The 23,294-nt window shown below is 39.5% G+C and carries 22 protein-coding genes and 2 pseudogenes; 10 read left to right on the top strand and 14 right to left on the bottom strand.

What is annotated here, in order from left to right:
* Positions 1 to 34 precede the first annotated feature (34 nt).
* On the bottom strand, positions 35 to 1,426 hold the full coding sequence (gene asnS, locus RCG24_RS03990) for an asparagine--tRNA ligase (protein ID WP_202655221.1): 1,392 nt from the start codon (positions 1,424 to 1,426) through the stop codon (positions 35 to 37).
* A gap of 278 nt (positions 1,427 to 1,704) precedes the next feature.
* Between asnS and RCG24_RS03985 the strand changes: the two genes are divergently transcribed.
* Together RCG24_RS03985 and RCG24_RS03980 are read left to right on the top strand one after the other, a co-directional pair.
* The gene (locus RCG24_RS03985; RefSeq protein WP_202655220.1) at positions 1,705 to 1,935 is read left to right on the top strand and encodes a hypothetical protein; all 231 of its coding nucleotides are present in this window, start codon (positions 1,705 to 1,707) and stop codon (positions 1,933 to 1,935) included.
* Between the two features lie 247 nt (positions 1,936 to 2,182).
* Positions 2,183 to 2,317 (top strand): BA3454 family stress response protein, encoded by a 135-nt coding sequence (locus tag RCG24_RS03980; RefSeq protein ID WP_202655219.1) that lies wholly within the window; start codon positions 2,183 to 2,185, stop codon positions 2,315 to 2,317.
* 59 nt (positions 2,318 to 2,376) lie between these two features.
* Here RCG24_RS03980 and helD read toward each other — a convergent pair whose 3' ends face one another.
* Positions 2,377 to 4,707, bottom strand: coding sequence for an RNA polymerase recycling motor HelD (gene helD, locus RCG24_RS03975; RefSeq protein ID WP_308078347.1), 2,331 nt, complete (start codon positions 4,705 to 4,707; stop codon positions 2,377 to 2,379).
* Positions 4,708 to 5,103: 396 nt separating this feature from the next.
* Here helD and RCG24_RS03970 point away from each other — a divergent pair, with 396 nt between their 5' ends.
* Positions 5,104 to 5,637, top strand: coding sequence for a YceI family protein (locus RCG24_RS03970; protein WP_308078346.1), 534 nt, complete (start codon positions 5,104 to 5,106; stop codon positions 5,635 to 5,637).
* Between the two features lie 49 nt (positions 5,638 to 5,686).
* On the opposite strand, the gene RCG24_RS03965 is transcribed toward RCG24_RS03970, so the two are convergent.
* Together RCG24_RS03965 and RCG24_RS03960 are read right to left on the bottom strand one after the other, a co-directional pair.
* Positions 5,687 to 6,175, bottom strand: coding sequence for a L,D-transpeptidase family protein (locus RCG24_RS03965; protein ID WP_308078345.1), 489 nt, complete (start codon positions 6,173 to 6,175; stop codon positions 5,687 to 5,689).
* 131 nt (positions 6,176 to 6,306) lie between these two features.
* The gene (locus tag RCG24_RS03960; RefSeq protein ID WP_308078344.1) at positions 6,307 to 7,812 is read right to left on the bottom strand and encodes an aminotransferase class V-fold PLP-dependent enzyme; all 1,506 of its coding nucleotides are present in this window, start codon (positions 7,810 to 7,812) and stop codon (positions 6,307 to 6,309) included.
* Between the two features lie 379 nt (positions 7,813 to 8,191).
* Here RCG24_RS03960 and RCG24_RS03955 point away from each other — a divergent pair, with 379 nt between their 5' ends.
* Positions 8,192 to 9,067: a MerR family transcriptional regulator gene (locus tag RCG24_RS03955; protein ID WP_308078343.1), complete on the top strand. Its 876-nt coding sequence runs from the start codon at positions 8,192 to 8,194 to the stop codon at positions 9,065 to 9,067.
* Between the two features lie 69 nt (positions 9,068 to 9,136).
* The gene (locus tag RCG24_RS03950) at positions 9,137 to 9,688 is read left to right on the top strand and encodes a MerR family transcriptional regulator (RefSeq protein WP_308078342.1); all 552 of its coding nucleotides are present in this window, start codon (positions 9,137 to 9,139) and stop codon (positions 9,686 to 9,688) included.
* A gap of 93 nt (positions 9,689 to 9,781) precedes the next feature.
* Here RCG24_RS03950 and RCG24_RS03945 read toward each other — a convergent pair whose 3' ends face one another.
* On the bottom strand, positions 9,782 to 10,249 hold the full coding sequence (locus RCG24_RS03945) for a GreA/GreB family elongation factor (protein WP_202655212.1): 468 nt from the start codon (positions 10,247 to 10,249) through the stop codon (positions 9,782 to 9,784).
* Positions 10,250 to 10,714: 465 nt separating this feature from the next.
* Positions 10,715 to 11,368, bottom strand: a complete 654-nt coding sequence (locus RCG24_RS03940) for a DHHA1 domain-containing protein (RefSeq protein ID WP_235888181.1) — start codon at positions 11,366 to 11,368, stop codon at positions 10,715 to 10,717.
* 308 nt (positions 11,369 to 11,676) lie between these two features.
* Between RCG24_RS03940 and RCG24_RS03935 the strand changes: the two genes are divergently transcribed.
* Positions 11,677 to 12,801 carry an ABC transporter ATP-binding protein gene (locus tag RCG24_RS03935; protein ID WP_202655211.1) on the top strand — a complete coding sequence of 375 codons (1,125 nt, stop codon included), beginning with the start codon at positions 11,677 to 11,679 and terminating at the stop codon, positions 12,799 to 12,801.
* A 75-nt stretch (positions 12,802 to 12,876) separates the two neighbouring features.
* Positions 12,877 to 14,354: pseudogene (locus RCG24_RS03930) on the top strand (glycine betaine ABC transporter substrate-binding protein).
* A gap of 41 nt (positions 14,355 to 14,395) precedes the next feature.
* On the opposite strand, the gene RCG24_RS03920 reads toward RCG24_RS03930, so the two are convergent.
* Positions 14,396 to 15,016, bottom strand: a complete 621-nt coding sequence (locus RCG24_RS03920) for a GntR family transcriptional regulator (RefSeq protein WP_202655209.1) — start codon at positions 15,014 to 15,016, stop codon at positions 14,396 to 14,398.
* 150 nt (positions 15,017 to 15,166) lie between these two features.
* Between RCG24_RS03920 and RCG24_RS03915 the strand changes: the two genes are divergently transcribed.
* Together RCG24_RS03915 and RCG24_RS03910 are read left to right on the top strand one after the other, a co-directional pair.
* A complete protein-coding gene (locus tag RCG24_RS03915; protein WP_308078339.1) occupies positions 15,167 to 15,733 on the top strand; it encodes a DUF2238 domain-containing protein in 567 nt (188 codons plus the stop codon).
* A 12-nt stretch (positions 15,734 to 15,745) separates the two neighbouring features.
* Positions 15,746 to 16,342, top strand: coding sequence for a DUF2238 domain-containing protein (locus RCG24_RS03910; RefSeq protein ID WP_202655207.1), 597 nt, complete (start codon positions 15,746 to 15,748; stop codon positions 16,340 to 16,342).
* A 51-nt stretch (positions 16,343 to 16,393) separates the two neighbouring features.
* Here the strand turns inward: RCG24_RS03910 and RCG24_RS03905 are convergent.
* The 6 genes and pseudogenes from RCG24_RS03905 to RCG24_RS03880 form a co-directional block, all read right to left on the bottom strand.
* Positions 16,394 to 17,755: pseudogene (locus RCG24_RS03905) on the bottom strand (aspartate kinase).
* Positions 17,756 to 17,850: 95 nt separating this feature from the next.
* Positions 17,851 to 18,471 carry an NUDIX hydrolase gene (locus RCG24_RS03900; protein ID WP_308078338.1) on the bottom strand — a complete coding sequence of 207 codons (621 nt, stop codon included), beginning with the start codon at positions 18,469 to 18,471 and terminating at the stop codon, positions 17,851 to 17,853.
* A 158-nt stretch (positions 18,472 to 18,629) separates the two neighbouring features.
* Positions 18,630 to 19,424 (bottom strand): ABC transporter ATP-binding protein, encoded by a 795-nt coding sequence (locus RCG24_RS03895; RefSeq protein WP_202655204.1) that lies wholly within the window; start codon positions 19,422 to 19,424, stop codon positions 18,630 to 18,632.
* A complete protein-coding gene (locus RCG24_RS03890; protein WP_202655203.1) occupies positions 19,399 to 20,430 on the bottom strand; it encodes an ABC transporter permease in 1,032 nt (343 codons plus the stop codon). The genes RCG24_RS03895 and RCG24_RS03890 overlap by 26 nt, the downstream gene beginning before the upstream one ends.
* 107 nt (positions 20,431 to 20,537) lie before the next feature.
* Positions 20,538 to 21,542, bottom strand: coding sequence for an ABC transporter substrate-binding protein (locus RCG24_RS03885; protein ID WP_202655233.1), 1,005 nt, complete (start codon positions 21,540 to 21,542; stop codon positions 20,538 to 20,540).
* 169 nt (positions 21,543 to 21,711) lie between these two features.
* A complete protein-coding gene (locus RCG24_RS03880; RefSeq protein ID WP_308078337.1) occupies positions 21,712 to 21,837 on the bottom strand; it encodes a hypothetical protein in 126 nt (41 codons plus the stop codon).
* A gap of 235 nt (positions 21,838 to 22,072) precedes the next feature.
* Here RCG24_RS03880 and RCG24_RS03875 point away from each other — a divergent pair, with 235 nt between their 5' ends.
* Positions 22,073 to 22,168, top strand: coding sequence for a YjcZ family sporulation protein (locus RCG24_RS03875; RefSeq protein ID WP_374049121.1), 96 nt, complete (start codon positions 22,073 to 22,075; stop codon positions 22,166 to 22,168).
* 139 nt (positions 22,169 to 22,307) lie between these two features.
* On the opposite strand, the gene RCG24_RS03870 is transcribed toward RCG24_RS03875, so the two are convergent.
* Positions 22,308 to 23,195, bottom strand: a complete 888-nt coding sequence (locus RCG24_RS03870; RefSeq protein WP_308078336.1) for a thermonuclease family protein — start codon at positions 23,193 to 23,195, stop codon at positions 22,308 to 22,310.
* Positions 23,196 to 23,294 lie beyond the last annotated feature (99 nt).

Below are 23,294 nucleotides of genomic sequence, written 5' to 3'. Positions count from 1 at the left end.
AAAACAGACCCCTTACAAGTCTGTTTTTTCAATGTTAAAATTCTGCATTACCTGGTGTTCTTGGGAATGGGATGACATCTCTAATATTGGTCATACCTGTTAAATACATAATCAGCCGTTCGAAGCCGAGGCCATAGCCCGAGTGCTTCGTGCCTCCATATTTTCTTAATTCCAAATACCACCAATAATCGTCTTCATTCATGTTAAGTTCCTTAATTTTTGCGGCAAGTACATCTTCACGTTCTTCACGCTGACTGCCGCCAATTAATTCACCGATTCCCGGAACAAGCAAATCTGTTGCAGCAACGGTTTTATGATCTTCATTTAATCGCATATAAAATGCCTTAATTTCTTTTGGATAATCTGTTACAAACACCGGTTTCTTAAACACTTTTTCACATAAATAGCGCTCATGTTCAGTTTGCAGATCTAAGCCCCATTCGACCGGATAAGCAAAATTTTCCCCTGATTGTTTTAACAGTTCAATTGCTTCTGTATAGGTTACCCGCGCAAATTGGGCGTTGTGAGCGTTTTGCAGACGATCCAACAACCCTTTTTCAACAAAGCTGTTAAAGAAGGTCATTTCCTCCGGAGCATTCTCCAACACATAACCGATGACATATTTCACCATCTCTTCAGCCAGGTCCATAATGTCAGGCAGTTCCGCAAACGCTACTTCGGGCTCAATCATCCAGAATTCAGCAGCATGTCTCGCTGTATTGGAATTTTCCGCCCTAAAGGTCGGTCCAAATGTATAGACATTGCGGAATGCCAAAGCAAAAGCCTCTGCAGAAAGTTGTCCACTGACAGTTAAATTGGTTTCTTTGCCAAAGAAATCCTGGGTATTATCCGTTTGACCCTGTTCATTTTTCGGCAGGTTATCCATATCCAGAGTAGTCACTCTAAACATTTCACCCGCACCCTCGGTATCACTGCCTGTGATAATGGGCGAATGGACATAAACAAATCCATTTTCCTGAAAAAATCTATGAATCGCATAAGCTGCAAGCGATCTGACGCGAAAAACAGCAGCAAACGTATTGGTTCTTGGCCTTAAATGAGCAATCGTTCTTAAATACTCAAACGTATGTCTTTTCTTTTGCAGCGGGTAATCGACATTTGAGGTTCCTGCAATCTCAATATTGGTTGCCTTAATTTCAAATGGCTGCTTAGCTTGCGGAGTATAAATAAAATCTCCTTCCACCTTAAGCGATGAACTGATCGGCAGCTTCGCAATTTCCTTGTAATTTTCCAAGCTGTCATCAAAAACAATTTGAACACCTTTAAAAAAGCTACCATCATTTATCTCGATAAATCCAAAAGTCTTGGAATCGCGGATCGTGCGGATCCAACCTGAAATTCGTACCTGTTGGTCAATATAGTTTTCAGTGTTTCTGTACAAATCCTTCACTAAGGTCTGTTTCATTTGAGTTTCCTCCTAAACTTATGTATCAACTCCAACGACGAGTGTAAACAAAAAACCTCCCATCCCCACGGAACGAAAGGTAATCATCGCCATTACCAATTGCCTGTTATTCCTCCAATATTATATAAAAGTCGCATTAAATAAGCAATATCCAAAGGAATTCCGGATATTTATGTGTTTTTATTAAATTTTCAGAAAAAAGCAGGAAACTAGTAGATTAAAAACGAATTATAAGGATAATCGGATCCATGATTCAAAGATTCAAAAGGAGTGGTAATGTGGATAAAGTTACTTGTATAGCCTATTTTCTTTACAAATCGGCGAGAAGTCAAGAAATCAAAGAACAAGCGATTCAATTACTTAATGGCGATCTGTCAATTCGTGATTTAAAACGAAATCATTCTCTTTCAGCCCATGTAGTTATGGCAGAATCGATGGTAAAAAAGAATAAAATAGATAAAAATCAAGTACGGCTGTTTGCCGAGGAATTTATGATTGTTGAAGTTTAAAGGCTTCCCAATTGGAAGTTTTTTCTTTCCCTATCGTTGTTTCCTAAAGCATTTTTCTTCTATTTTGGATGTTGTTTTGTTACAATATAAAAACCCTCTTTTTAAAACTTCTTTAAACATCGGTTCATACTCTCTGTTTTCAAAAACTTTTCAGCGGTAAATTTCCAAATAGAATGGACATATTTTGGAGTATTTTCTCATTTATTTATTTAATAAAACTAAATTTATAAAGAAAGGTGATTAAATTATGATGCAAATTGAAGTAGCGATTACTTTCGAAGGAAGAAGTTATTTAACTAATGTTATTGCTGACCGAAACACATCAGATGAGGAAATTATGCGACTTGCTTTTGAACAAGTGGAGAAACAATGGAAAAAATAACGTATTGGTAAAGAAAGCTGTATGCCGCAATATCCAACATACAGCTTTCTTGTTTTATGCTAAATTTTTTTCTCAATTCTATAGGTTTCCTGCGGTATGTTGTTCATTAGTGCATTTATGCCTGAGGCAGCCATTAAATGCAGCTCGTGCATGGCCCTGGTACAGACGGTATAAAATAATTTCCGTTCTCGTTCTCTCTTGTATTGGGAAATATCATAGAGAATCACAGCATCAAATTCAATTCCTTTGGCTAGATAAGAAGGAATAACATTGACTCCTTTCTCATAGGTAAGCGTCCCTTTTTCAATTAAATGAAGCTGGACTTCTTTCCTCAAGGCCTTGAAAGCTTGTTTACTTTCTTCAGATGTTCTGCAGATAATTGCAATCGTTTGATAGCCTTCAGCTTGCAACTCGTTTATTCTTTCAATGATACTGTCATGTAATCGCACTCTGTCAGTCAACGTGACCACAGGCTTCTTACCTGAACGGTTAAAGGGTTCAATTTTATCTCCTTCTGGGATTAATGCCTTGGTAAATTCAACAATCTCCTTGGTGGAACGGTACGTTTTTGTTAAATAAAAGGTCGCAAGATCATCTTCAGCGGTTGCAAATCCATTTATAACCGTTTCCGCCTCGGTAACTCCGGAAAAAATCGCTTGATTATAGTCACCCAGCAGTGTCATTTTACTATATGGGAACAGTCTGTGAATAAAAGCAAACTGAAACGGTGAATAATCCTGGGCTTCATCAATAAAAATATGACGAATTGCGGTACTAGCCTTCCTGCCTTCAATTAAATCCTGCAAGTAAGCATATGGCACAGCATCCTCATAAGGCATTACCCTATCGTTTATTTGCTTGGCTGTCAATCTGCTTATTTGCGGCCATTTGGGTGGAAGCTCGTTAGCAGCATAATCCCCGTTAAATAATTGCAGATAAATTTGTGGCATATCAATGAATTTTAAATTCTTCACCCTTGAAAATAACGGTTTGAACCTTTGCTTCACGACCATTTCCGAAAGCAGTCTTTGTTCGCGTTCAAAATCATCAAATGTCGCCTCAGAAAACCTTTGCTTTTTCTGAAGCTGCTTAAAGGCTTCCACATAGTCCGCTTTATCTAAAAATTGAATTTCTTCCTCAACCCAGCTTCTGGTCCGCTCCCGTTTCATCGCACTTTTAAGTTCTCGCAATAGCCATTCTTTAACAAGCTGGATCCGATTGGGAATGCTGATACTTTGATCTAATGAATAGAAATATTGATGAATGTCCCGTCCCGAGATGAATGTCTCCCCTCTAAACGTTAAATCACGAAAAATTAGTCCGTCAGCTGATAAATTCCTGGTATATTGGTCTATTATATCTTTAAATTGAAGACTTGCTTTAAAGCGAATCCCTTCAAGCCTTATCCAATAATCTGGATCTTCCTCTTGATTTAATAAATATTCCATTTGCGTAAATGGATCTTCGACAGCAAAATTTTTCCCAATCCTTTGATACAAGTATTCCTGAAAGGTCGCTTGCTGCATATTTTCCTCGCCAAGCTCCGGAAGAACAGTAGCCACATAACTATTAAACAGAGGATTGGGTGAAAATAGCATGATATTTTCTGAACTGATTGTTCCCCGGTAACGATACAACAAAAAAGCCACACGCTGCAGTGCCGCAGAAGTTTTACCGCTGCCGGCTACTCCCTGCACAATCAGATATTTACTTTTTTCATTGCGGATGATTGCGTTTTGTTCCCGTTGAATCGTGGCAACAATACTTTTCATTTGAGTGCTGGCACCAGCCCCAAGCACCTCCTGAAGCATTTCATCACCGATGGTCACGCCTGTATCAAACATTCCCTTGATTTCTGCAGCCCTAATGATAAATTGACGCTTCCGTTTCATCTCACCCTGAATCACACCCGCGGGCGTCTGATATTGGGCAGGTCCTGGCGGATAGTCATAATAGAGGCTCGAAATCGGGGCGCGCCAATCATAAATCAAAAAATTTTCATCCTGCTGATCCATTAATGAGGCAATCCCCAGGTAAACGGTATCCACTGCTTTTTCACCCTCTTCCAAAAAATCAATCCGTCCGAAATAGGGTGAATACTTTAACCTTACAAGGGTTTTGAGCTGTTGGTCCAATTGTCTGTGGGTCCGTTCACGTTCTGAAAGAAGTTCTGCCTGCTGTTTAATGCTGGCAGCCGTTTCAATCATATCATCCGGTTCATCCAAATTGACGGTTACATCCTCCCAAAAGGTTTTTCGCAGCTCAAGAACATCTAAAGTTATACTGCCGGTATTCTTTTTAAGTCGATTTATCTTATTGTCTATTTCACTTACTACTGAATGGACTCTTTTTTGCTCCATTTGCCAGTCCTTGCTTTGCCATTCACTCATGCCACCACTCCCATAATAAATTATTCGTTCATTCTGTTGACATCCTCAATAAAATATGATAATGTTATTATTGGATATTTATATATTCAATTATAACATTATCATTTATACCAAATGTCATTTTAACATGCTTCTTTGTCATTTTCAAGGATTTGGTTGCAAAAAAATGAACGCCACTTAGGCGTTTTTATTATACGTTTTTTCTTCTCTTCCATTCCCCATCCCTTTTAAAATGAAGGTTATATTCCTACATTCCTGAAAAAATAATCATCCGTATTAAAAAAATGTGAAAAATAATTGACATTTATAAAATTCTTTTTTATAATTTACTTTGAATTAAGTTATTTCAAATTCAAGATAAATAATTTCAAAGTAATTTTTAGGAGGAGAAGAAAAATGACAAAACAAAAATGGACTCTTGATCCTGCTCACAGCAGCGTCGATTTTTCAGTTCGTCACATGATGATTGCCAACGTGAAAGGAACATTTCAAAATTTTTCGGCTGAAATCGCGGCAGATCCAACCGATTTAACTACTGCAGAAATTGAATTCACAGTGGAAACTGCCAGTGTTGATACACGTAATAAAGAGCGTGACGCACACTTGGTTTCTGCCGATTTCTTCGATGTTGAAAATCATCCAACAATGACGTTTAAGGCAACAAATATCGTGAAAACTGACGAAGGTGAATATAACGTAACGGGTGACTTAACCCTTCGCGGCGTAACGAAACAAGAAACATTTACGGTTACCTTTGAAGGGTCAGGAAAAGATCCATGGGGAAATGAAAAGGCTGGTTTCAGTGCAGAAGGTTCGATCAACCGTTCAGACTACGGTCTTGTATGGAATGCGGCGCTTGAAACTGGCGGCGTTCTTGTCGGTGATAAAGTTAAAATCAACTTGCAAATTCAGGCTGCGAAAGCGGAATAGTAAGCCTGGGAAGACAGATTCAACAGATTTGTCTTCCCTTTTTCCTGTTTCACGGCTTTATGATCACTTGTGCACCATTGGGTACGATTTCGGCTAGTTGCAGGACATCCCGGTTATACATGCGGATGCAGCCATGGGATACTGCTTTTCCAATTGAACCGGGATCGTTTGTCCCATGAATGCCATAGCCATGTTTGGATAGTGTAAGCCACATGACCCCATACGGTCCACCAGGGTTTATTTGTCGATTGACGATAACAAATTCTCCCGGAGGCGTTCTTGTCAGCATCTTTCCGACAGCAATCGGAAAAATTCGCATTAGTCTTCCATTATGGAAAAGGGATAATCTTCTTTTGCTAACTGAAACTTGAATCGTATAGGGAATCGTACTTGGCTCCGGGAGTCCAGGTATCCGAATTCGTTGACCGACGTGAAGATGACCAATTCCTGGATTGGCAGCATGTAGACTGGTAAGACTAACCCGATAATCAGCGGAGATGGAAGAAAGTGTTTCTCCAGGTTTAACGACATGAATCATAAAGGGTCACACCTTTTTCATTAGAATATGCCCTTTTATGCCGAAGGTTCACTTAACTTTTGACAAAGGGCAGGCTTTACCCTGCATCCTTTGCCTTCCCCTCAGCAAGGCACCCCACCCAATGGTATTCGTTAGGATTCCATCCTAAATAAGGGAGTCAAATCTTCTCTTTTAAAATGAATATAAAAATAATCATTACTGGCTGGATCATATTTATAATCCTTTTTCCATTCATCGATATTAAGAGCAATTTCTTTCACAGCCCGGGTAAACACTAAAATCTCCTCATTTGTCATAATCGGATGAAGAGAATAACGGACCCAGCCCGGTTTTGTTGACAGGTCGCCTTGGTTGATTTTATCAGTAATTTGTTTAGACATATTCTTATCAATGTTAAATAAATAATGGCCATATGTTCCGGCGCATGAACAACCGCCCCTGACTTGAATACCATAGCGGTCATTAAGCAGCCGGACAATCAGGTTATAATGGATATTGTCAATCGTAAAGGAAACAATCCCCAACCTGCTTTTTACCTGTCCTTCTAGGATGCGGAGTCCCGAAATTTCTGCCAGCATTGGCAATAAAAGCGCTAACTGCTCCTTTTCCCTTGCTAGGATATTGTCAATCCCCATCTGCTCCTTTAGCTTTAGACAAAGGGCGATACGGATCGCCTGCAGAATCCCTGGAGTGCCGCCGTCCTCACGAAGTTCAATATCCTCATAGTATTGATGCTCTCCCCATGGATTTGTCCATGCGACCGTTCCCCCTCCAGGATGATCTGGAACCTTATTCACATATAATCTGGAATCGAACACTAATACCCCGCTTGTTCCCGGTCCCCCTAAAAACTTATGCGGCGAGAAAAAAATCGCATCGAGCTTTTCCATTGGGTCTTGCGGATGCATATTCACTTTGATATATGGTGCTGAGGCAGCAAAATCGATAAAACAAAGTCCGCCATACTGATGCATGATTTTCGCCAGCTTGTGATAAGGAGTTTGAATGCCGGTTACATTGGAACAAGCCGTAAAGGAACCAATTTTCATTTTTCGATTATGATAACGAAGTAATAACTGTTTTAAGTGACCAATATCCACACCGCCATTTTCATCAGCTTTTATTATTTCCACATCAGCCAGCGTTTCCAGCCAAGATGTTTGGTTGGAATGATGCTCCATATGTGTCAGAAAAACAATTGGTCTTTCATTTACAGGAAGCCCCATCCTGGCTTTCAAGCCTTCCGGCGCTTTAATTCCCAAGATCCGTTGAAATTTGTTAATAACGGAAGTCATCCCAAAACCATCAAGAATGACTACGTCATAGGGATCAGCATTAACATGTTCTTTAATCATTTCCTTTGAATGCTTATATACTCCCGTCATCATTAAACTGGTTATATTTGATTCCGTATGTGTATTCGCCATATACGGTCCAAACACTTCGGAAATACGCTCCTCAATAGGGCGGTAAAGACGCCCGCTTGCTGTCCAGTCCGCATAAATGATTTTCTTTTTTCCATAAGGGGAAGCAAATTCCTGATCCATCCCAATTGTTTGCGAACGAAACGTGTGAAAATATTGCTCAAGGTTAGTTGGAATCCGATAGGTTTTACTGCCAAGATTTGCCGTAATCATCTTTTTCCACCTCCATCTTTCTGATCCTGCTTACCAATATATGCAACAACCTATTTGGAGGTAAAAAAGGATTTCAAAATTTGTTACTGATCAAAATATATAGGCACCCAAATAATTGTTTGGACGCAATAATTAATTTGTCGCCAGATAATCATTATATTTCGCCACCATTCAAAAACCTCTTTTCTACAATACTCAAGCATATTTTTCAAATATTTTGTAACAGGCAGTAAATTTGCAAAATATTGTTGTGATTTCTTACTTCAAGTCTTGTTTTGAGAGCTTTTGTCAAGCAGCAGGAAAATCATATACCGATTGGTGAATTACATAGTCATAGACAAAATATTTCCTAGATAGATATAGAAAGGGATGGATTTTGATGAAGACCTATACTTTAAAGGAAGTGGCTAAAAAAATAAATATTGCTCCAGGGATTATTCGGCAATGGGAGAAAGAGTTGAAGGAAGTCATAGAGATTCCCCGCACAAAGCAAGGTGCACGAATTTATACAGATACAGAAATTGATCTGCTCATTAACGCCAAGGAATTGTACGACCAAAAATTGAGCAAAGAAACAATACGGCTTCAGTTGCAGAGAAAGTCAGTTCAGGAAGAAAACGTAGATGAGACTGTAAAAGTCGGGACTTCTTTAGAAGTGATTGATGAACCAATCTCCGCTTCACCCGTTAGTAAAGAAGGAAATGAACAGGCCCATCTCTTTTTTGAGGCGATCGATACTTACAAGAATCATTTTATTCAGGAAGTAAAAGAGGAAATTTGTCATGCTGTCCGTAAAGACATGATTGAAGAGGTCAAAAAGGAAATCTCAAAAGGAACGCTGACAACCGTAAAGTCGATTTCGGATGCGATTTACAAATCATCCGCCAAAACTCAAGCTGAGATTGAACATCTTTCCAAGGCAGTTGAAAAGAATGCTGATCAAACTGCCGACAAGCTCCAATATCTTGCTAATAACATCAAGAGCAGTGCAATCGAAACATCCGATGACATTTTTACTCTTACAAAGCAATTGACAGATTCGACAAATGCTATTTCCCATTTCATCAATGATACAAATGATGAATTAACCAATCTAACAGAAGCTATTTCCCTTGACCGGGAATTCTTTGCTGAAGAGAGGCAGCAATACCTCCATGAAATAAGACAAAGAGAAGCAGCCTTTCTGCAAATGTTAGCAAATTTCAGGGATGTTGCTGCAGCCAAGGAAAAAAAGTGGTGGAAATTCTGGTCATAACTGAGCTGCTGCCCTCTTCTTGATTGAAAATAAATAATTCATTTTTAACCTAGTTACCATCCATGTCTATTGTTTAATTTATATTTGGAGGGATATGTTATGAATACTGCGGAAGTGGCAAAATTATTAGGGGTATCTGTAAGCACGGTACAGCGCTGGGTCAAGCAGTTGGAACTCCCGATGGGACGAAATGACCGGGGACATTATTATTTTAAAGAGGAAGATATTCAATTATTACAAAATATTCAGGAACAACTACAAAATGGAGCGATTCTCGCGGATATTGCGCCCGTAACCGCAAAGAAAAGCCCGCGAAAAGGAGCGATAAGGTCCGTTGGAAATGATCAAACCGTCGAATATTTATTATCAAAGGTTAAAGAAATTGAAATAAATCTGCAGGCAAAAGCAGATTCCGTTGCCTCTTATCAATTACTTCAGCATCGAAGGGAAATTGAAGAGTTGCAAAATCAAATAATAGCACTCAACCAAAAATGCGAATTGCTGCAGGAGGAATTAAATGCTCTTAAACCTGTGCCCTCTGCTGAAAAGCCGTACGTCCTGGATGAAGGGAAAGTAAAAAGAAAAAAGAAAAATTTTGTTAGCTCATTATTCGGATTTTAACATAACTTCTTTTCCAGCAGCTAATTAACATGACCGACCAGAGAAAGTAAACTGTTCGGTCATGTTAACAAAAAATAAAAACGTTTACAATAATTATGCTTCTTTGGTCCTTCGCTTCATTTCAAATAAATTCCCCACATAGGAAATCTCCTTGATGGTCACTTGGAGTTTACCGGTTGGCACCTTCAATGAAATCTTTTCCCCCATTTCTTTAAGCAGTAGCTGTCTGCCAACCGGGGATAAAAAGGAAATAAAGCCACGATCCGGGTCCGACTGCTCCGGAAAACAAATGACATACTCCTCGAAATCATCTTCATCATCATATTGAACCGTAACCTTGGTTCCAATATATACTTTCGAAAAGAATGAAATAACCGCATTCTTACGATTTTGATTTAATAATTCCTCTACTTCCAAAACATACAAATTGAAAAAGTGTTTTAATCGTTCCTGAATTGGGGTGGAAGAAATATAAAGATTTGTTAAGTCTTTTATATTCTCCTCAATATAAGCTAATTGTTCACTAAAAAAATCCTTGTTCTGAAGTGTACTATGGTTCATAGTAGATAGCCTCCTGACTAGGATCGAACCTTCTGCAAAACTTCATTAATTTTTTCATGATAAATTCCTCCTTAAATAAAAAAATGAACCTTCCAAATGTACACAAAACCTCTGGCTTTTTCCAGCTGGCAAAAAGCCAAAGCTTATCGTATACCCCGAAAGGATAAAATGATAATCCTTAAATTGTTGGAAGATCTTAACATAATATTACCATACCTAAACAGAAAAATCCCGAAAATCGATAAAGCGAAATTCGCAGAATATTATGCATCTGTAAAAAGACTGTTAAACGCCCATTATTTCATGCAAACGCCCGCCAATAACCGCTGGATAATTTTCCTTTAATTCCTCCACGGAAATGTTGAACAGGCCGGCAAGCTCTCCGAGAAAATCATGATCGTGACGAAGCCAGGATGAATAATTTCTTTTTATATATCGTTCAGCCGCGGGAAAGGATGAAAAATCTTAAGTTAACTTTTTTCCATTATGAACAATTGTAAACTTCTTGTCAGTCTGCCGAATAATATAGGATATTTCGTCTATGTGATTTCGATAGCTTACAACGTAGGGCGACTCCTTCACATTAAATTCATTCCTGTCTGCATCTGATTTAAGCGGCGGCAGTTCGAATACATTTAAAACAAAGGTTGCAAACGCTGTGCTTGTCAAATCTGCACCGGAAGCTTTTGGGTGTCCGCCCCCTCCATAAGTTTTCGCAAACTCCGCGACATTTACCTCATCATGAATCGTTCGAAAGCCAATTTTTTTACTGCCTACATTTATCAGGGCAATCATATCCAAATGCGGATTCAAATTATTTAATGCATTGCCAAGTTCTGATAAGTACTGTTCTGCATGAACGATTCCCACACAATATTGCTTGACAAAGGTTTGGACCATTCGTTGAGCGAGTTTCTTCTCTATTTCCACATTTACGGCTAAATCTGTTATGTATGTTTCTTCCCTATCATTTTCGGAATTGGCAATAAATCGTTCTACTCTTTGATTCAAATTCCGATAGGAACAATAGGAGACCTTAGCTTGTTCTCCGAAGGCAATTTTGGCAATTACCCCACAACCAAGCCCATCTAAATCATTATCTGTAAAAAGTTTAACCATAAGCTACCACCATTCTATTGTATTTCCAAACTATAGTTTGGATGTTCAGCACGATCCTTATACAAAAACAAGAGCGCAATTCTTGCATAAATATTCTCTACGTCTAGGTTTATTTAAACATCTTTCCTACCCCGGATTCCTTATGAGAGGCAGCATGAACATTTACTCATCCACCATCTCTATTCAAGTTTACCTAATAATTAGTGATTTTAATAGAATAAGGCTTACAATTTATTGCCAGCATAATCGACAACAAGCAACTTTTATGTTATAATCAGGTTGTTACTTTTTTCGAAGGAGGACATTGAATGATCGAATTTAAAAATATTGTTAAGAAGTACCGCACCAAAACGATTATAAATCATTTTTCTTTAAAAATTGATGCGGGCGAACTTGTTGTGTTTATTGGTCCCAGCGGCTGTGGTAAAACCACTTTGTTAAAAATGATCAATAAACTAATCCAACCCACATCCGGACATATTTATGTTAACGGCAGCGATATTTCCGCGATGAATCCGATAGAACTGCGCAGAAATATCGGTTATGTGATTCAAAATACCGGTTTATTTCCACATATGACGATTAAAGAAAATGTCGAGTTAATTCCGAAACTTAAAGGCGAAGACCCGGGAGACATTGATAAAAAAACCAGAAAGTTACTTCAGATGGTAGGTCTGGATCCAAAAGAATATCTGAATAGATATCCTCAGGAGCTGTCCGGCGGTCAACAGCAGCGCGTAGGGGTTGCCAGAGCCTTCTCAACAGACTCGGAGATTATATTAATGGATGAACCTTTCAGCGCGTTAGACCCCGTGACCAGGACAACACTTCAAGATGAACTTTTCACCATGCAAAAGGAACTAAACAAAACCATCATTTTTGTTACCCATGATATGGATGAAGCGATAAAGATCGCAGATAAGATTTGCATTATAAAAGATGGCGATATTCTCCAATATGATTCTCCTGAAAATATACTCAAAAATCCTGCAAATGAATTTGTTGCTGATTTTATTGGGAAAAGAAGAATCTGGAACAATCCGGAATTATTGACTGCTGTAGACTTCATGATTCAAAACCCAGTAAAAATCACGGCAAAGCGCAATGTTCTTCAGGCGATTGAAATAATGAAAGAAAATAAGGTTGATAGTTTGATGGTGACGGACAAAAATAACTTTTTACTTGGGTTAGTCACATTAAAAGGAATTCAACTGCAAAACCGAAATCTTTCAGTTGAAGCGCTAATGGAGAAAAACGTTCTTTCTGTTTCAGATGATGCGAATTTAATTTCTGTATTAGCAACGATGAATAAACATCGAATTGGTTATGTTCCAGTTGTAAACAAGCAAAATCAATTAATTGGACTAATCACAAGGAGCAGTATTTTATCAGCACTAAGCAGCCAATTAATAGATATGGAGGTGGCTTTTTAGTGAGAGATTTATGGAACTATGTAACATCAAATTATGAACAAATTCTAAACTTAATCGGACAGCATATCTATTTGAGTGTTATTGCTGTCTCTGATCGCTACAGTAGTCGGGATTCCACTTGGAATTTTAATTTCCAGGGAACAAAGATTGGCAAAACCGATTATTGGGACAACCAATGTGATTCAGGCGATCCCAAGTTTGGCCTTGCTCGGGTTCCTCATTCCTTTCATTGGGATTGGCAGTACACCAGCAATTATCATGGTTGTTCTTTATTCACTGCTTCCGATTGTAAAAAATACTTATACCGGGCTTACGAATATTGATCGGGATATTCTGGAAGCTGCCAGAGGAATCGGGCTGACTAAAAGTCAAACGATGAGAAAGGTTCAGCTTCCACTGGCTTTGCCAATGATTATGGCAGGCATTCGAATTTCAGCCGTTACGGCCGTTGGTTTGATGACCATTGCTGCATTTGTCGGTGCGGGCGGTCTCGGTTATTTAGTCTTTTCCGGGGTCCAATCCGTGGATAATGCGATGATCTTGGCTGGTGCCATTCCTGCCTGTCTGCTTGCCTTATTAATTGACTTTGTCGTCGGCAGGCTTGAAGCCTCTCTTTCTCCTACAGGGAAGCAGAAGTCAGCTGCTACCGGCAAGACAACGAAGAAATTAATTATTTCATTTGCAGCGATAATCCTTATTGCTGCCGGGTGCATCACACTTTTTTCAAAAGCAAAGGCAGAAGACAAAATTGTCATCGGCTCCAAAAACTATAATGAGCAAATCATCTTAGGAAATATCGTTGCCGATTTAATTGAAGATAAAACTGATTTACAAGTTGAAAGAAAATTAAACCTTGGCGGCTCCCAAGTGACCTTCAGTGCGATTAATAAAGGTGATATTGATGCGTATGTTGAATATACAGGCACCGCATACGTTAGTATCTTAAATCAGAACACAATGAATAACCCTGAAAAGGTGTATGATTATGTAAGTAAGCAATTTCAGCAAAAATACGGGATTAAATGGTTAAAACCGCTTGGGTTCAATAACACGTATGCCATGGCGGTTCGCCAGGACACCGCCCAAAAATACAGACTTGCTACGGTATCTGATTTAGCGAAAGTCAGTGACCAGCTTATCCTCGGTCCGACCATTGAATTTTCGACACGAGATGATGGTTTAAAAGGTCTTACCAAGACCTATCAAATGAATTTTAAAGATGTAAAAGCGGTGGATGGCGGATTACGCTACACGGCATTGGATCATCATAAAAGTGATGTCATTGATGCTTTCTCCACTGACGGCTTAATTAAGGCCTTTGACTTAAAGCTGTTAAAGGATGATAAACACTTCTTCCCCCTTATTATGCGGTTCCAATAATAAAAGAAAAGACATTGCAAGAACATCCGGAACTGAAGAAGGTACTTAACTCCCTTGCTGGAAAGCTGACGGAAGATAAAATGCGTGAGCTGAATTATCGAGTTGACAGTCTAAAGCAATCCCCAGCGAAAGTCGCAAAGGAGTTTTTACAAGCTGAGGGTTTAATTGATTAATAAATACAGAAACCTGCTTTCACATAAAAGCAGGTTTCTTATTACTCCCCTTTTAAAAAGTGTACTACCCGGTCGTATGTTCTTTCATCACCGACCACAAGCAGAACATCATTTTCCAGAATTGAAGCATAAGGTCCTGGTGAAATAATTAACTCTCCATTCCGTTTTATCCCGATTACCGTTCCTCCGGTGTTCTGCCAAAATTTCAATTCGGAGATGGACTTCCCAATATAGCGGCAGTCCGGAAATATGTCGACTTCAATCGGTGTTAATGGGTTTGTATGACGCAGCCTTCCAGAATAATCGATGATTTTTCGCAATGTTTCGTATAACTGTTCATCCAGCATGGTTCTTTGAGCAATAAGTGAATTCATTCGCTTTTCCAGCTCTTTCATGCTTGCTAAGTGGGAAAAACGTGAGATATATTTGAATGCCTTTTCCTTTGAAGCAATCACGATCCCGCTGCCCTTTGTGGAATGAACAATTTCAACATCCTCTAATATCTTGATGGCCCGCCGTACCGTTTCAGGAGATACCTTGTATTCGCTGGCTAAAGTCGATCTGCCATGAATTTTTTCTCCCACTTTTAATTTCCCATCGTAAATCCGATTTGCTAAATCAATCGCAATTCGCTCATAAATTGGTATTTGCGTCCTTTCCATAGCTTCCTCCAAGGTTTCATTCAAAAAAACAATTCTATCGATTATTATATATAATAACAATATACTGTTTTTGCTTACTTGTTGTAAAACCATTAGATTTAAATCATTTTGGACATACTTGAGAGTATACTCCTTCAACCGAGGTGCTTTATGAAACGGAAAATGATTATTTGGTTAAGTATCCTTTTTATCTGCTTTATGGCCTCGTTATTTGCCTATTATTTGATTAAGAATGATTCGTCCCGGTGGCAGGTTGCCCTTGGTGGTATTTTAGCGAGCGCTTTACCACTTCTGCTGCTAAAACTAAAGGACAATCCATTTAATATACCGATTATTCTCGGCTATTATCTGTTTCTCTTTTGTTCATTATTTCTTGGTTCGATTTCTAGCTTTTATCTCCATCATAAATGGTGGGATTCGACCTTGCACTTCTACAAAGGTGTCTATATTGGTTTTGTCGGAATTGCCCTGTTTAAACGGTTGATACCGGCAAGGGTTCGAAGAGATGTATCGGTGTGGATCCTATTTCTTTTTGTCCTCTCACTTGGGGTTTTGGCCAGTGTTGTTTGGGAAATTTATGAATTTGTCGGTGATTTAACATTTACGCATACGATGCAAAGAGGGAGAAATCAAGATACGATGCTTGATTTATTATGGGGTTCTGCCGGTGGACTGCTTGTCAGCCTGTACTCCTTATATAGAAAAAAGCACGTGTAGGAGGATGAATTTATGAATCGAAAAGTTGTCATCATCTTAAGTTCTGCTTATGTCATTTTCATGGCTATTTTAGCAGTTTATTACTTTAGTCAAGGGGCCTCATTTAAAGCGACTGTGGCTATCGGCGGAATAGCTTGCGGGGCCATTCCGCTATTGCTGGCTCTGTTTACTAAACTGCAGTTTAACTTGCCGATTGTCATTTCCTATTTAATCTTTTTAGTCGGCTCGCAATATCTAGGCTCCATCCGCGGCTGGTACGGTCTAGGCTGGTGGGATACATTTGTCCATTTTATCAGTGGGGGGATTATTGCCTTTACCGGAATTGCTTTATATGAAAGAATGATTCACCGAAACGCAGGGAATGCCATTTCCCCTTGGTTTGTGTTTTGGTTTACCCTTTCGTTCGCCTCACTTGGCGGTGTTCTATGGGAAATCTATGAATTTAGCTGTGATCAGTTTTTGGGCATGGACTTACAGGGCGGCGGCAATAAAGACACAATGACGGATTTAATTGCTGATGTCGGAGGAGGATTGCTAATTGCCTGCTGGAGTGGGATTAGAACAAGATTCAAGCTGCAGAAAATGAAAGACCTTCCTAATGAACAATGAAAAGAGCAGGGCTAAATTTTTATTTTAGCCCTGCCCATTTAATTGCCGTCACTATACTGGTACGGCGGCAAAAAATTCTTCATATATGGCTTTCACTGCTCTTATTTCATCGACTTCTTTTACACCAAACATCATGCTGACTTCTGACGAACCTTGGTTGATCATTTCAATATTAACATTGGCCTTTGCTAATGCCTTCGAGGCTCTTGCCATTGTCCCGATATTATGGCGCATTCCCTCGCCGACAACCATAATCAGAGCCAGGCTATGCTCAAAAATTACTTCATCTGCCTGCAATTCCGTTTTAATACGATGTATAATTTTTTTCTCCTTTTCGGCATCTAGCTGATTTTCTCGCAGAATGACAGATAAGTCATCGATACCGGAAGGAGTATGTTCATATGATAACCCAAAATCCTCTAAAATACTTAAAAGTTTCCGTCCAAAGCCAATTTCTCGATTCATTAAGTATTTGCTTACATATATGCTGCAGAATCCCTAATCTGAGGCAATGCCAATAACCGGTCCATTCGTATTGTCCCGTTCCGCAACAATTCTTGTTCCATGAGCCTGGGGGTTATTGGTATTTTTAATATGAACCGGAATTCCAGCACGAAATGCCGGAACAAGAGCCTCATCATGGAGTACAGAGAAACCGGCATAAGAAAGCTCCCGCATTTCCCGAAAGGTAAGTTCCTTAATTTCTTTAGGTCGATCAATGATCGACGGATTGACTGAAAAAACAGCATCAACATCAGTAAAGTTTTCATATAAATCCGCTTTTAAGGCGTTGGCTAGGATCGCCCCGGTTATATCTGAACCGCTTCGAGAGAACGTGTATACATCCCCTTCCTTGCTGTAACCAAAGAAACCTGGGAAGACGAGAATCTCGGAGCGTTCGCGAAGTTTATGCAGCTCCGTATAGGCCTCAGGAAGGACCTGAGCATTACCTGGTTCGGCGGTAACAAAAAGGCCAGCTTCTTTTGGGTTAACATAAGCAGCCTCCAGTCCTTTTTTACAGAAAAAAGCGGCAACTAATTTTGCATTATTGTCCTCCCCACTAGCTTTCAGCAAATCGATGAACCGCTCAGGATTGCTTTTATCTGCATTTAACCTAGTGGTTAAATCATCGCTAATTTCACTAATGATTTCAGCCGGAAGGGCCAGTTCAGCCGCAATTGCTGCATATCTTTGAATCAAGGCATCGAAATGCTTTTTCGGCTCTTCATTCACCAAGCATTTTTTTGCACATTCTATTAACAAATCTGTTACTTTTATATCTTCCGGATATCGCTTCCCTGGAGCCGAAACGACAACCACCTTTCGCTCAGGGTCCGAAACGACAATATCGAAAACCTTTTCCAATTGTTCCCCTGAGGCTAAAGACGAGCCACCAAACTTAACGACCTTCATATTTACCTCTCCTAAGTTTTAGAAATATAATTTTAATTTTATTACAATTCGCAAAATAATCAAGACTTTTTTCCGCCTGATGTGGACATTTGTCTTTATCCAGCAGACACCAATTCAATAAAATGAGCTAGTATCCTTGCGGTTAAACCCCAAATGGCTCGACCTTTGTATACATAAAAATATTCATCAATCCCTCGCGACCGCCACTTATAGTTTTTACCGCCGACAAGCAGTTCAAAAGGAAAATCAATATCCGGTGTTGCTTTAAATTCAACATGATGTATTTCGGGAGGATGTTTTAAAAAATAGGTTAACGGGACTGTGAAAATTTCCTCCACCTCAGAGCGGTTATAATTTAACCTTTCCGCTTGTTCGATCAATCCAACAAAGGGATAAATCATCATTCCAAACGGAGAAACCATATAATCCAAAGGATATACCTCCGATATATCACTCGTATCGATACCTAATTCTTCCTTCGTCTCACGGATCGCAGCGGCTTTTTCATCAGCATCTTCAGGATCTATTCTTCCTCCCGGAAAACAAATCTCACCCGGCTGACGTCTTAATTGAAGCGAACGTACTTCAAATAAAACATGAACTCCGTCATCCTTTTTCATAAGTGGTACCATGACGGCATATTTGGAAAAATTGCGGCTTCCCAATATTGTTGGAGTGTGCTGCTGTAATCTTAACCAAATCGCATCTAGTTCCATATTTACACCCCTCATTCAGCAATATTTTCTTTAGCTTAACATTTTTTCTCCGGAATCTAAAAAAAACTGCCTATTTATAAAAAAAAACATCCAGCATTTTGGATGTTTCTCAAGAAAAATGAATATCAATTTATTACAACAACCATCAGATATTAATTCTATGATAGAATCGCTCGGTCACTTACCATTTGGTTGCCGCGGATCCGTTTAAATTCCTCCAACAAGCCTTCTATGGTGAGATGCTGCTTTTGTTCCTCGTCAACTTCAAGGATAATCTGCCCTTTATCCATCATGATCAAGCGATTGCCAAGATCGATCGCCTGCTGCATATTATGTGTTACCATTAATGTTGTCAGCTTGTAGCGTTCGACTATTTCCTTCGTTATGTTTGTTATCAGCTCGGCCCTGGATGGGTCAAGGGCGGCTGTATGTTCATCAAGCAGTAAAATAGCTGGCTCAGTAAAGGTTGCCATTAACAAGGAGAGGGCTTGACGTTCCCCACCTGATAACAGCCCTACCTTGGCGCTAAGACGATTCTCCAATCCAAGGTGTAATGTTTCCAGCACCTCTCGGAAGTAATCACGCCTTTTATGTGTTACACCCCTTTTCAGAGTGCGTGTCTTATTACGGGAATAAGCCATCGCCAAATTCTCTTCGATCGTCATGCTTGGAGCTGTACCCGCCATTGGATCCTGAAAGACCCTGCCTATCATTTTTGAACGTTTATATTCCGTCATATTAGTCACGTTTTTACCGGAGATGAACACCTCGCCAACGTCAGGGAACAAGCCCCCGGAAATGATGTTCATCAATGTTGACTTTCCGGCCCCATTACTACCAATGACCGTAACGAAATCGCCTGCTTTGAGGGAAAGGTTGATATCGTCAATGGCAATTTTCTCATCAGGGGACCCTTCATTAAAGATCTTATGAATCTGATTTAATTGCAGCATGTTTAGTCCCCTCCTCATCAGCAGCAACGTTAAAACTGACCGGCCTTTCAGCTTTTCTGTGAGCTTTGCGCTTCTTCTCTCTTGAACGCTCTAAAATTTTCGGCATCGTTAAGGCAATGATAACAATAATGGCAGTAATAAGCTTCATATCTCCCGGATCGAGGAATTCAATTCTCAGTGCCATTGTGACAACTATGCGATAAATTATTGAACCACCAATTACGGCAAGAGTGGTTCTAACAATCGTTTTGGTGCCAAAAAGGGCTTCACCGATGATAACGGAGGCTAGACCTATAACAATCATGCCAATCCCCATACCGACATCCGCAAATCCTCCTTGCTGGGCAATCAAGGCACCTGAAAAAGCAACAAAAGCGTTTGAAAGACCAAGGCCTAATATCGTCAGCAAATTGGTATTCGCCGAGAAGCTGCGAATCATCCGTTTATTATCACCCGTCGCTCGAATGGCAAGACCAATTTCTGTTTGTAAAAACCAATCGGTAATAATTTTGATGACGAATGTCACGATGATCATCATAATCAAAATTCCCCATGTTTCTGGGAGGCTGTCTCCTAATCCAAGTGCTGTCAGCAAATTATTCAAAAAAGTATCAATGCCTGTTTTTTCAAACAGATCTTCAACCTTTGTAAAGGCCGTTTCTGTATTTAACATCGAAATATTCGGACGCCCCATTATTCGTAAGTTAATCGAATAAAGGGCGATCATCATTAAAATACCGGATAATAAATTATTAATTTTTCCGAATGTGTGCAACAAACCAGTCATACACCCGGCTAAAAATCCAGCAAACAGTGCTGCCACTGTTGCCACATAAGGGTTCACGCCACCCATAATCATGACGGATGCAATCGCGCCTCCAGTTACAAAGCTGCCGTCTACCGTTAAATCGGGAAAATCGAGAATTCGAAAGGAAAGATAGACGCCCAGAGCCATAATCGCATAGATGATACCCGCTTCAAATGATCCAAATATTGCTGTAAACAATGAGATCATCCTTTCCATTAAGTCTTTTGGCCTAAGCGATAAAGAATAAAATCTGCAATCAAAGAGCCAATCGTTCCTTGATTGGCTCCTGACCTGAAGATGGTTGATTATTTCCCGTCATAGAACTCGCCAAGACTCTTCCATTCCTCTTTTACAGTTAAACCTTGTGCCTTTGCAGCTTTTTTATTAATGACAAGTTTTAAGCTTTTCGGCAACTGAACCGGAATTTCTGATGTTTTTTTCTTGCCAGTTAAGATATCTGCAGCCATTTCACCTGATTGATAACCAATATCATAATATTCAAATCCACTTGCCGCTACAGCGCCTTTTTTCATCGAATCCAATTCACCAACAAATAATGGAATCTTCTTGTTATTCGCTACCGCAATAACAGCATCAAGCGCCGTGACAACCGTATTATCGGTTGGAATGTAAATGGCATCAACACGGCCGACAAGCGATTCAGCAGCCTGCTTCACTTCGGAAGTATTCGATACAGATACTTCCACAAGCTTTGCACCCTTTTCTTTCACCAATTTTTTCACTTCGTCTACTTGAACAACGGAATTTTGTTCACCGGCATTATAAATAACACCAACGTTTTTAGCCTTCACTTCATCTGTAATAAAACTGATGGTCTTCTTGGTTGCTTCAGGGTGGTTATCGGTCGTCCCGGTGATATTTTCACCTGGCTTATCAAATGCCTTAACCAGTCCGGCACCGACAGGATCCGTTACAGAAGTAAAGACAATCGGAATATCCTTGGTCGCGTTAAGAGCAGCAATGGCACTCGGAGTCGCATTGGCAAAAATTAAATCTACTTTATCACCTACAAAATTCTTGGCTATCGATTGAGTGTTATTTTGGTCAGCTTGTGCATTTTGCACCTTAAAATCGACTTTAAGCCCTTTATCCTTTAAAGCGTCTTGAAATCCTTTTGTTGCGGCATCTAATGAAGGATGCGGTGCAAACTGTGAAATGCCAACTTTAAAGGTTTTATCCTTTTCTGCCCCTCCCTGCTTTGTATCTCCCGCAGATTCTTTAGTGCCGCATCCTGCGAGCAAAAGCAGCCCTGCCAATGCGATTGAAAGGCCTTTTACTGTTTTCTTCATCATTTATTTCCTCCTAAACTGATTAAAAAGAGATTTCAAAAAATTCTTATATTAGAAATTATTCTAGTATTTTTTTAGTCCAAAAGCAATAGAAATGGAAAAAATATTTTTGCGCTTTAAAGCTAAAAAAACCTTCTGTTTGTTCAGAAGGTGTAAAGAAAAATTTTCATTAATCCTCGGTGCAATCAAGCAGCCGATCTATCTCAATTTGCTCCATCGAGAAGCCTTTGCCATCTGCTGTCAGGTTAATGGTTGCATCTAAAAGAGTATCAATATCTATCAACAACGGTTCCATGATTTCCCCCCGAAAAACTGATATTCTTTCATTCTATTAAAGGGTTCGTAGCCTAAAACAGGAACATGAGGGTTTTTATTTAAAAAAGTTCAAAGTACTTCGTAATAATTTCACCCATTTTTGAAAATCTTTTTTAGATTTTCAAAAAATGGTTTCGCCTGCGGGTAGATTGTCCACACCTTTGGACATGCCTTTACATAATTTGAAGTAGATCATAAAAAGGAGGTGGAGAATTATGAGCTATGGTGGCGGAAACATGGGATTTGTGTTGATTGTTGTTCTGTTCATTCTGTTGATTATTGTAGGTACTTCCTACGGTGGCTTCTACTAAGTTCATCAATAACACCTGACCAGCATCCCTCCTAAACTGGAGTCCGACAATGAGGTTGTACCTGTTGGCTGTCTCCCTAAACAGAAAAGGCCGGGTATTCATGATCCAGCCTTTTCTGTCTTTTACATATTTCCTGCAATTATCGTTTTGATTTCCGGTATCCTGCCGCTTGTGCAGCCTTTTCGGAACAAAACCACACAATATTATCCTTAATGGAGTCATAGTAGGCTCCGTCGGGAACATGATAAATATGGGAATTGGCATTGCCTTTAATTTTCCCCTTACACTTTATATTCCTTTCTTGATCATCATCGGAGTTATTTTGAAAGCTTGTTCCATTATTTGTAAAAGTTGTGTCTGCATGTTCGTTTTTGCTGGATTCGGAAGTATGATAACCATCTTCCTGCGCGTAATTTTCAATCGACCAGATTCCGATACCTTTTTTCTGTGCTTTTCTTTGGATGGCATAGAACTCGTCGACATACTTGGTATTAGGTGCATAAATATAAGCTACCCGGGCTAATCCCTTTTCCAGCAACATTTCGTTAAACATTTTTCCGTCTACATAAATGTAGGCAAGCAGCCGTCCATATTTATCGCGACCATCACCAATTCCCGGTTCAATTTCAACCTTTTTTCCTACAGCAAGGATCTTTTTTGTAAAGGCTGAGGCTTCTGGTCCAAACGGTTGAACTCCTAGCCGTGGATGATGTGTTTCGGGCGTGTCAACACAGAGCATTCTAATCTTTTCCACCCGTCCATTTATCTTCACTTCAACCGTGTCTCCATCAATATTCTTAACAATTACCCCTGGCAGCAGTCTGTTATTACTCTCTCTAGACTTTGAAGAATGATTTACTGAAGCAGTATCATTTGTGTGATCCGCTTTTTCTTCATTTTGGCTAACAGCAGGAACCTTGTTGTGATTTGCATCTTTTTGAGCCGTTTCAGTACTTGAACAGCCAGAGATAAAAATAGATAAAAATAAAATGAATAGTCCAAATGACAGCTGAAATTTGTTTCGCATAAAAATCATACCTCTTCTAATCTTACTAACATTGCAGCAATTGTAACAGAAATATTTGATATGGTGCAGCCAAAATGAAAAAGAGAGAGAAGAATTGTT

Source organism: Neobacillus sp. OS1-32 (assembly GCF_030915425.1).
GTDB classification, from domain to species: domain Bacteria; phylum Bacillota; class Bacilli; order Bacillales; family Cytobacillaceae; genus Neobacillus; species Neobacillus paridis.
Note: the sequence above shows the minus strand (reverse complement) of the source record. Positions and strands in the feature narration are given on the sequence as shown.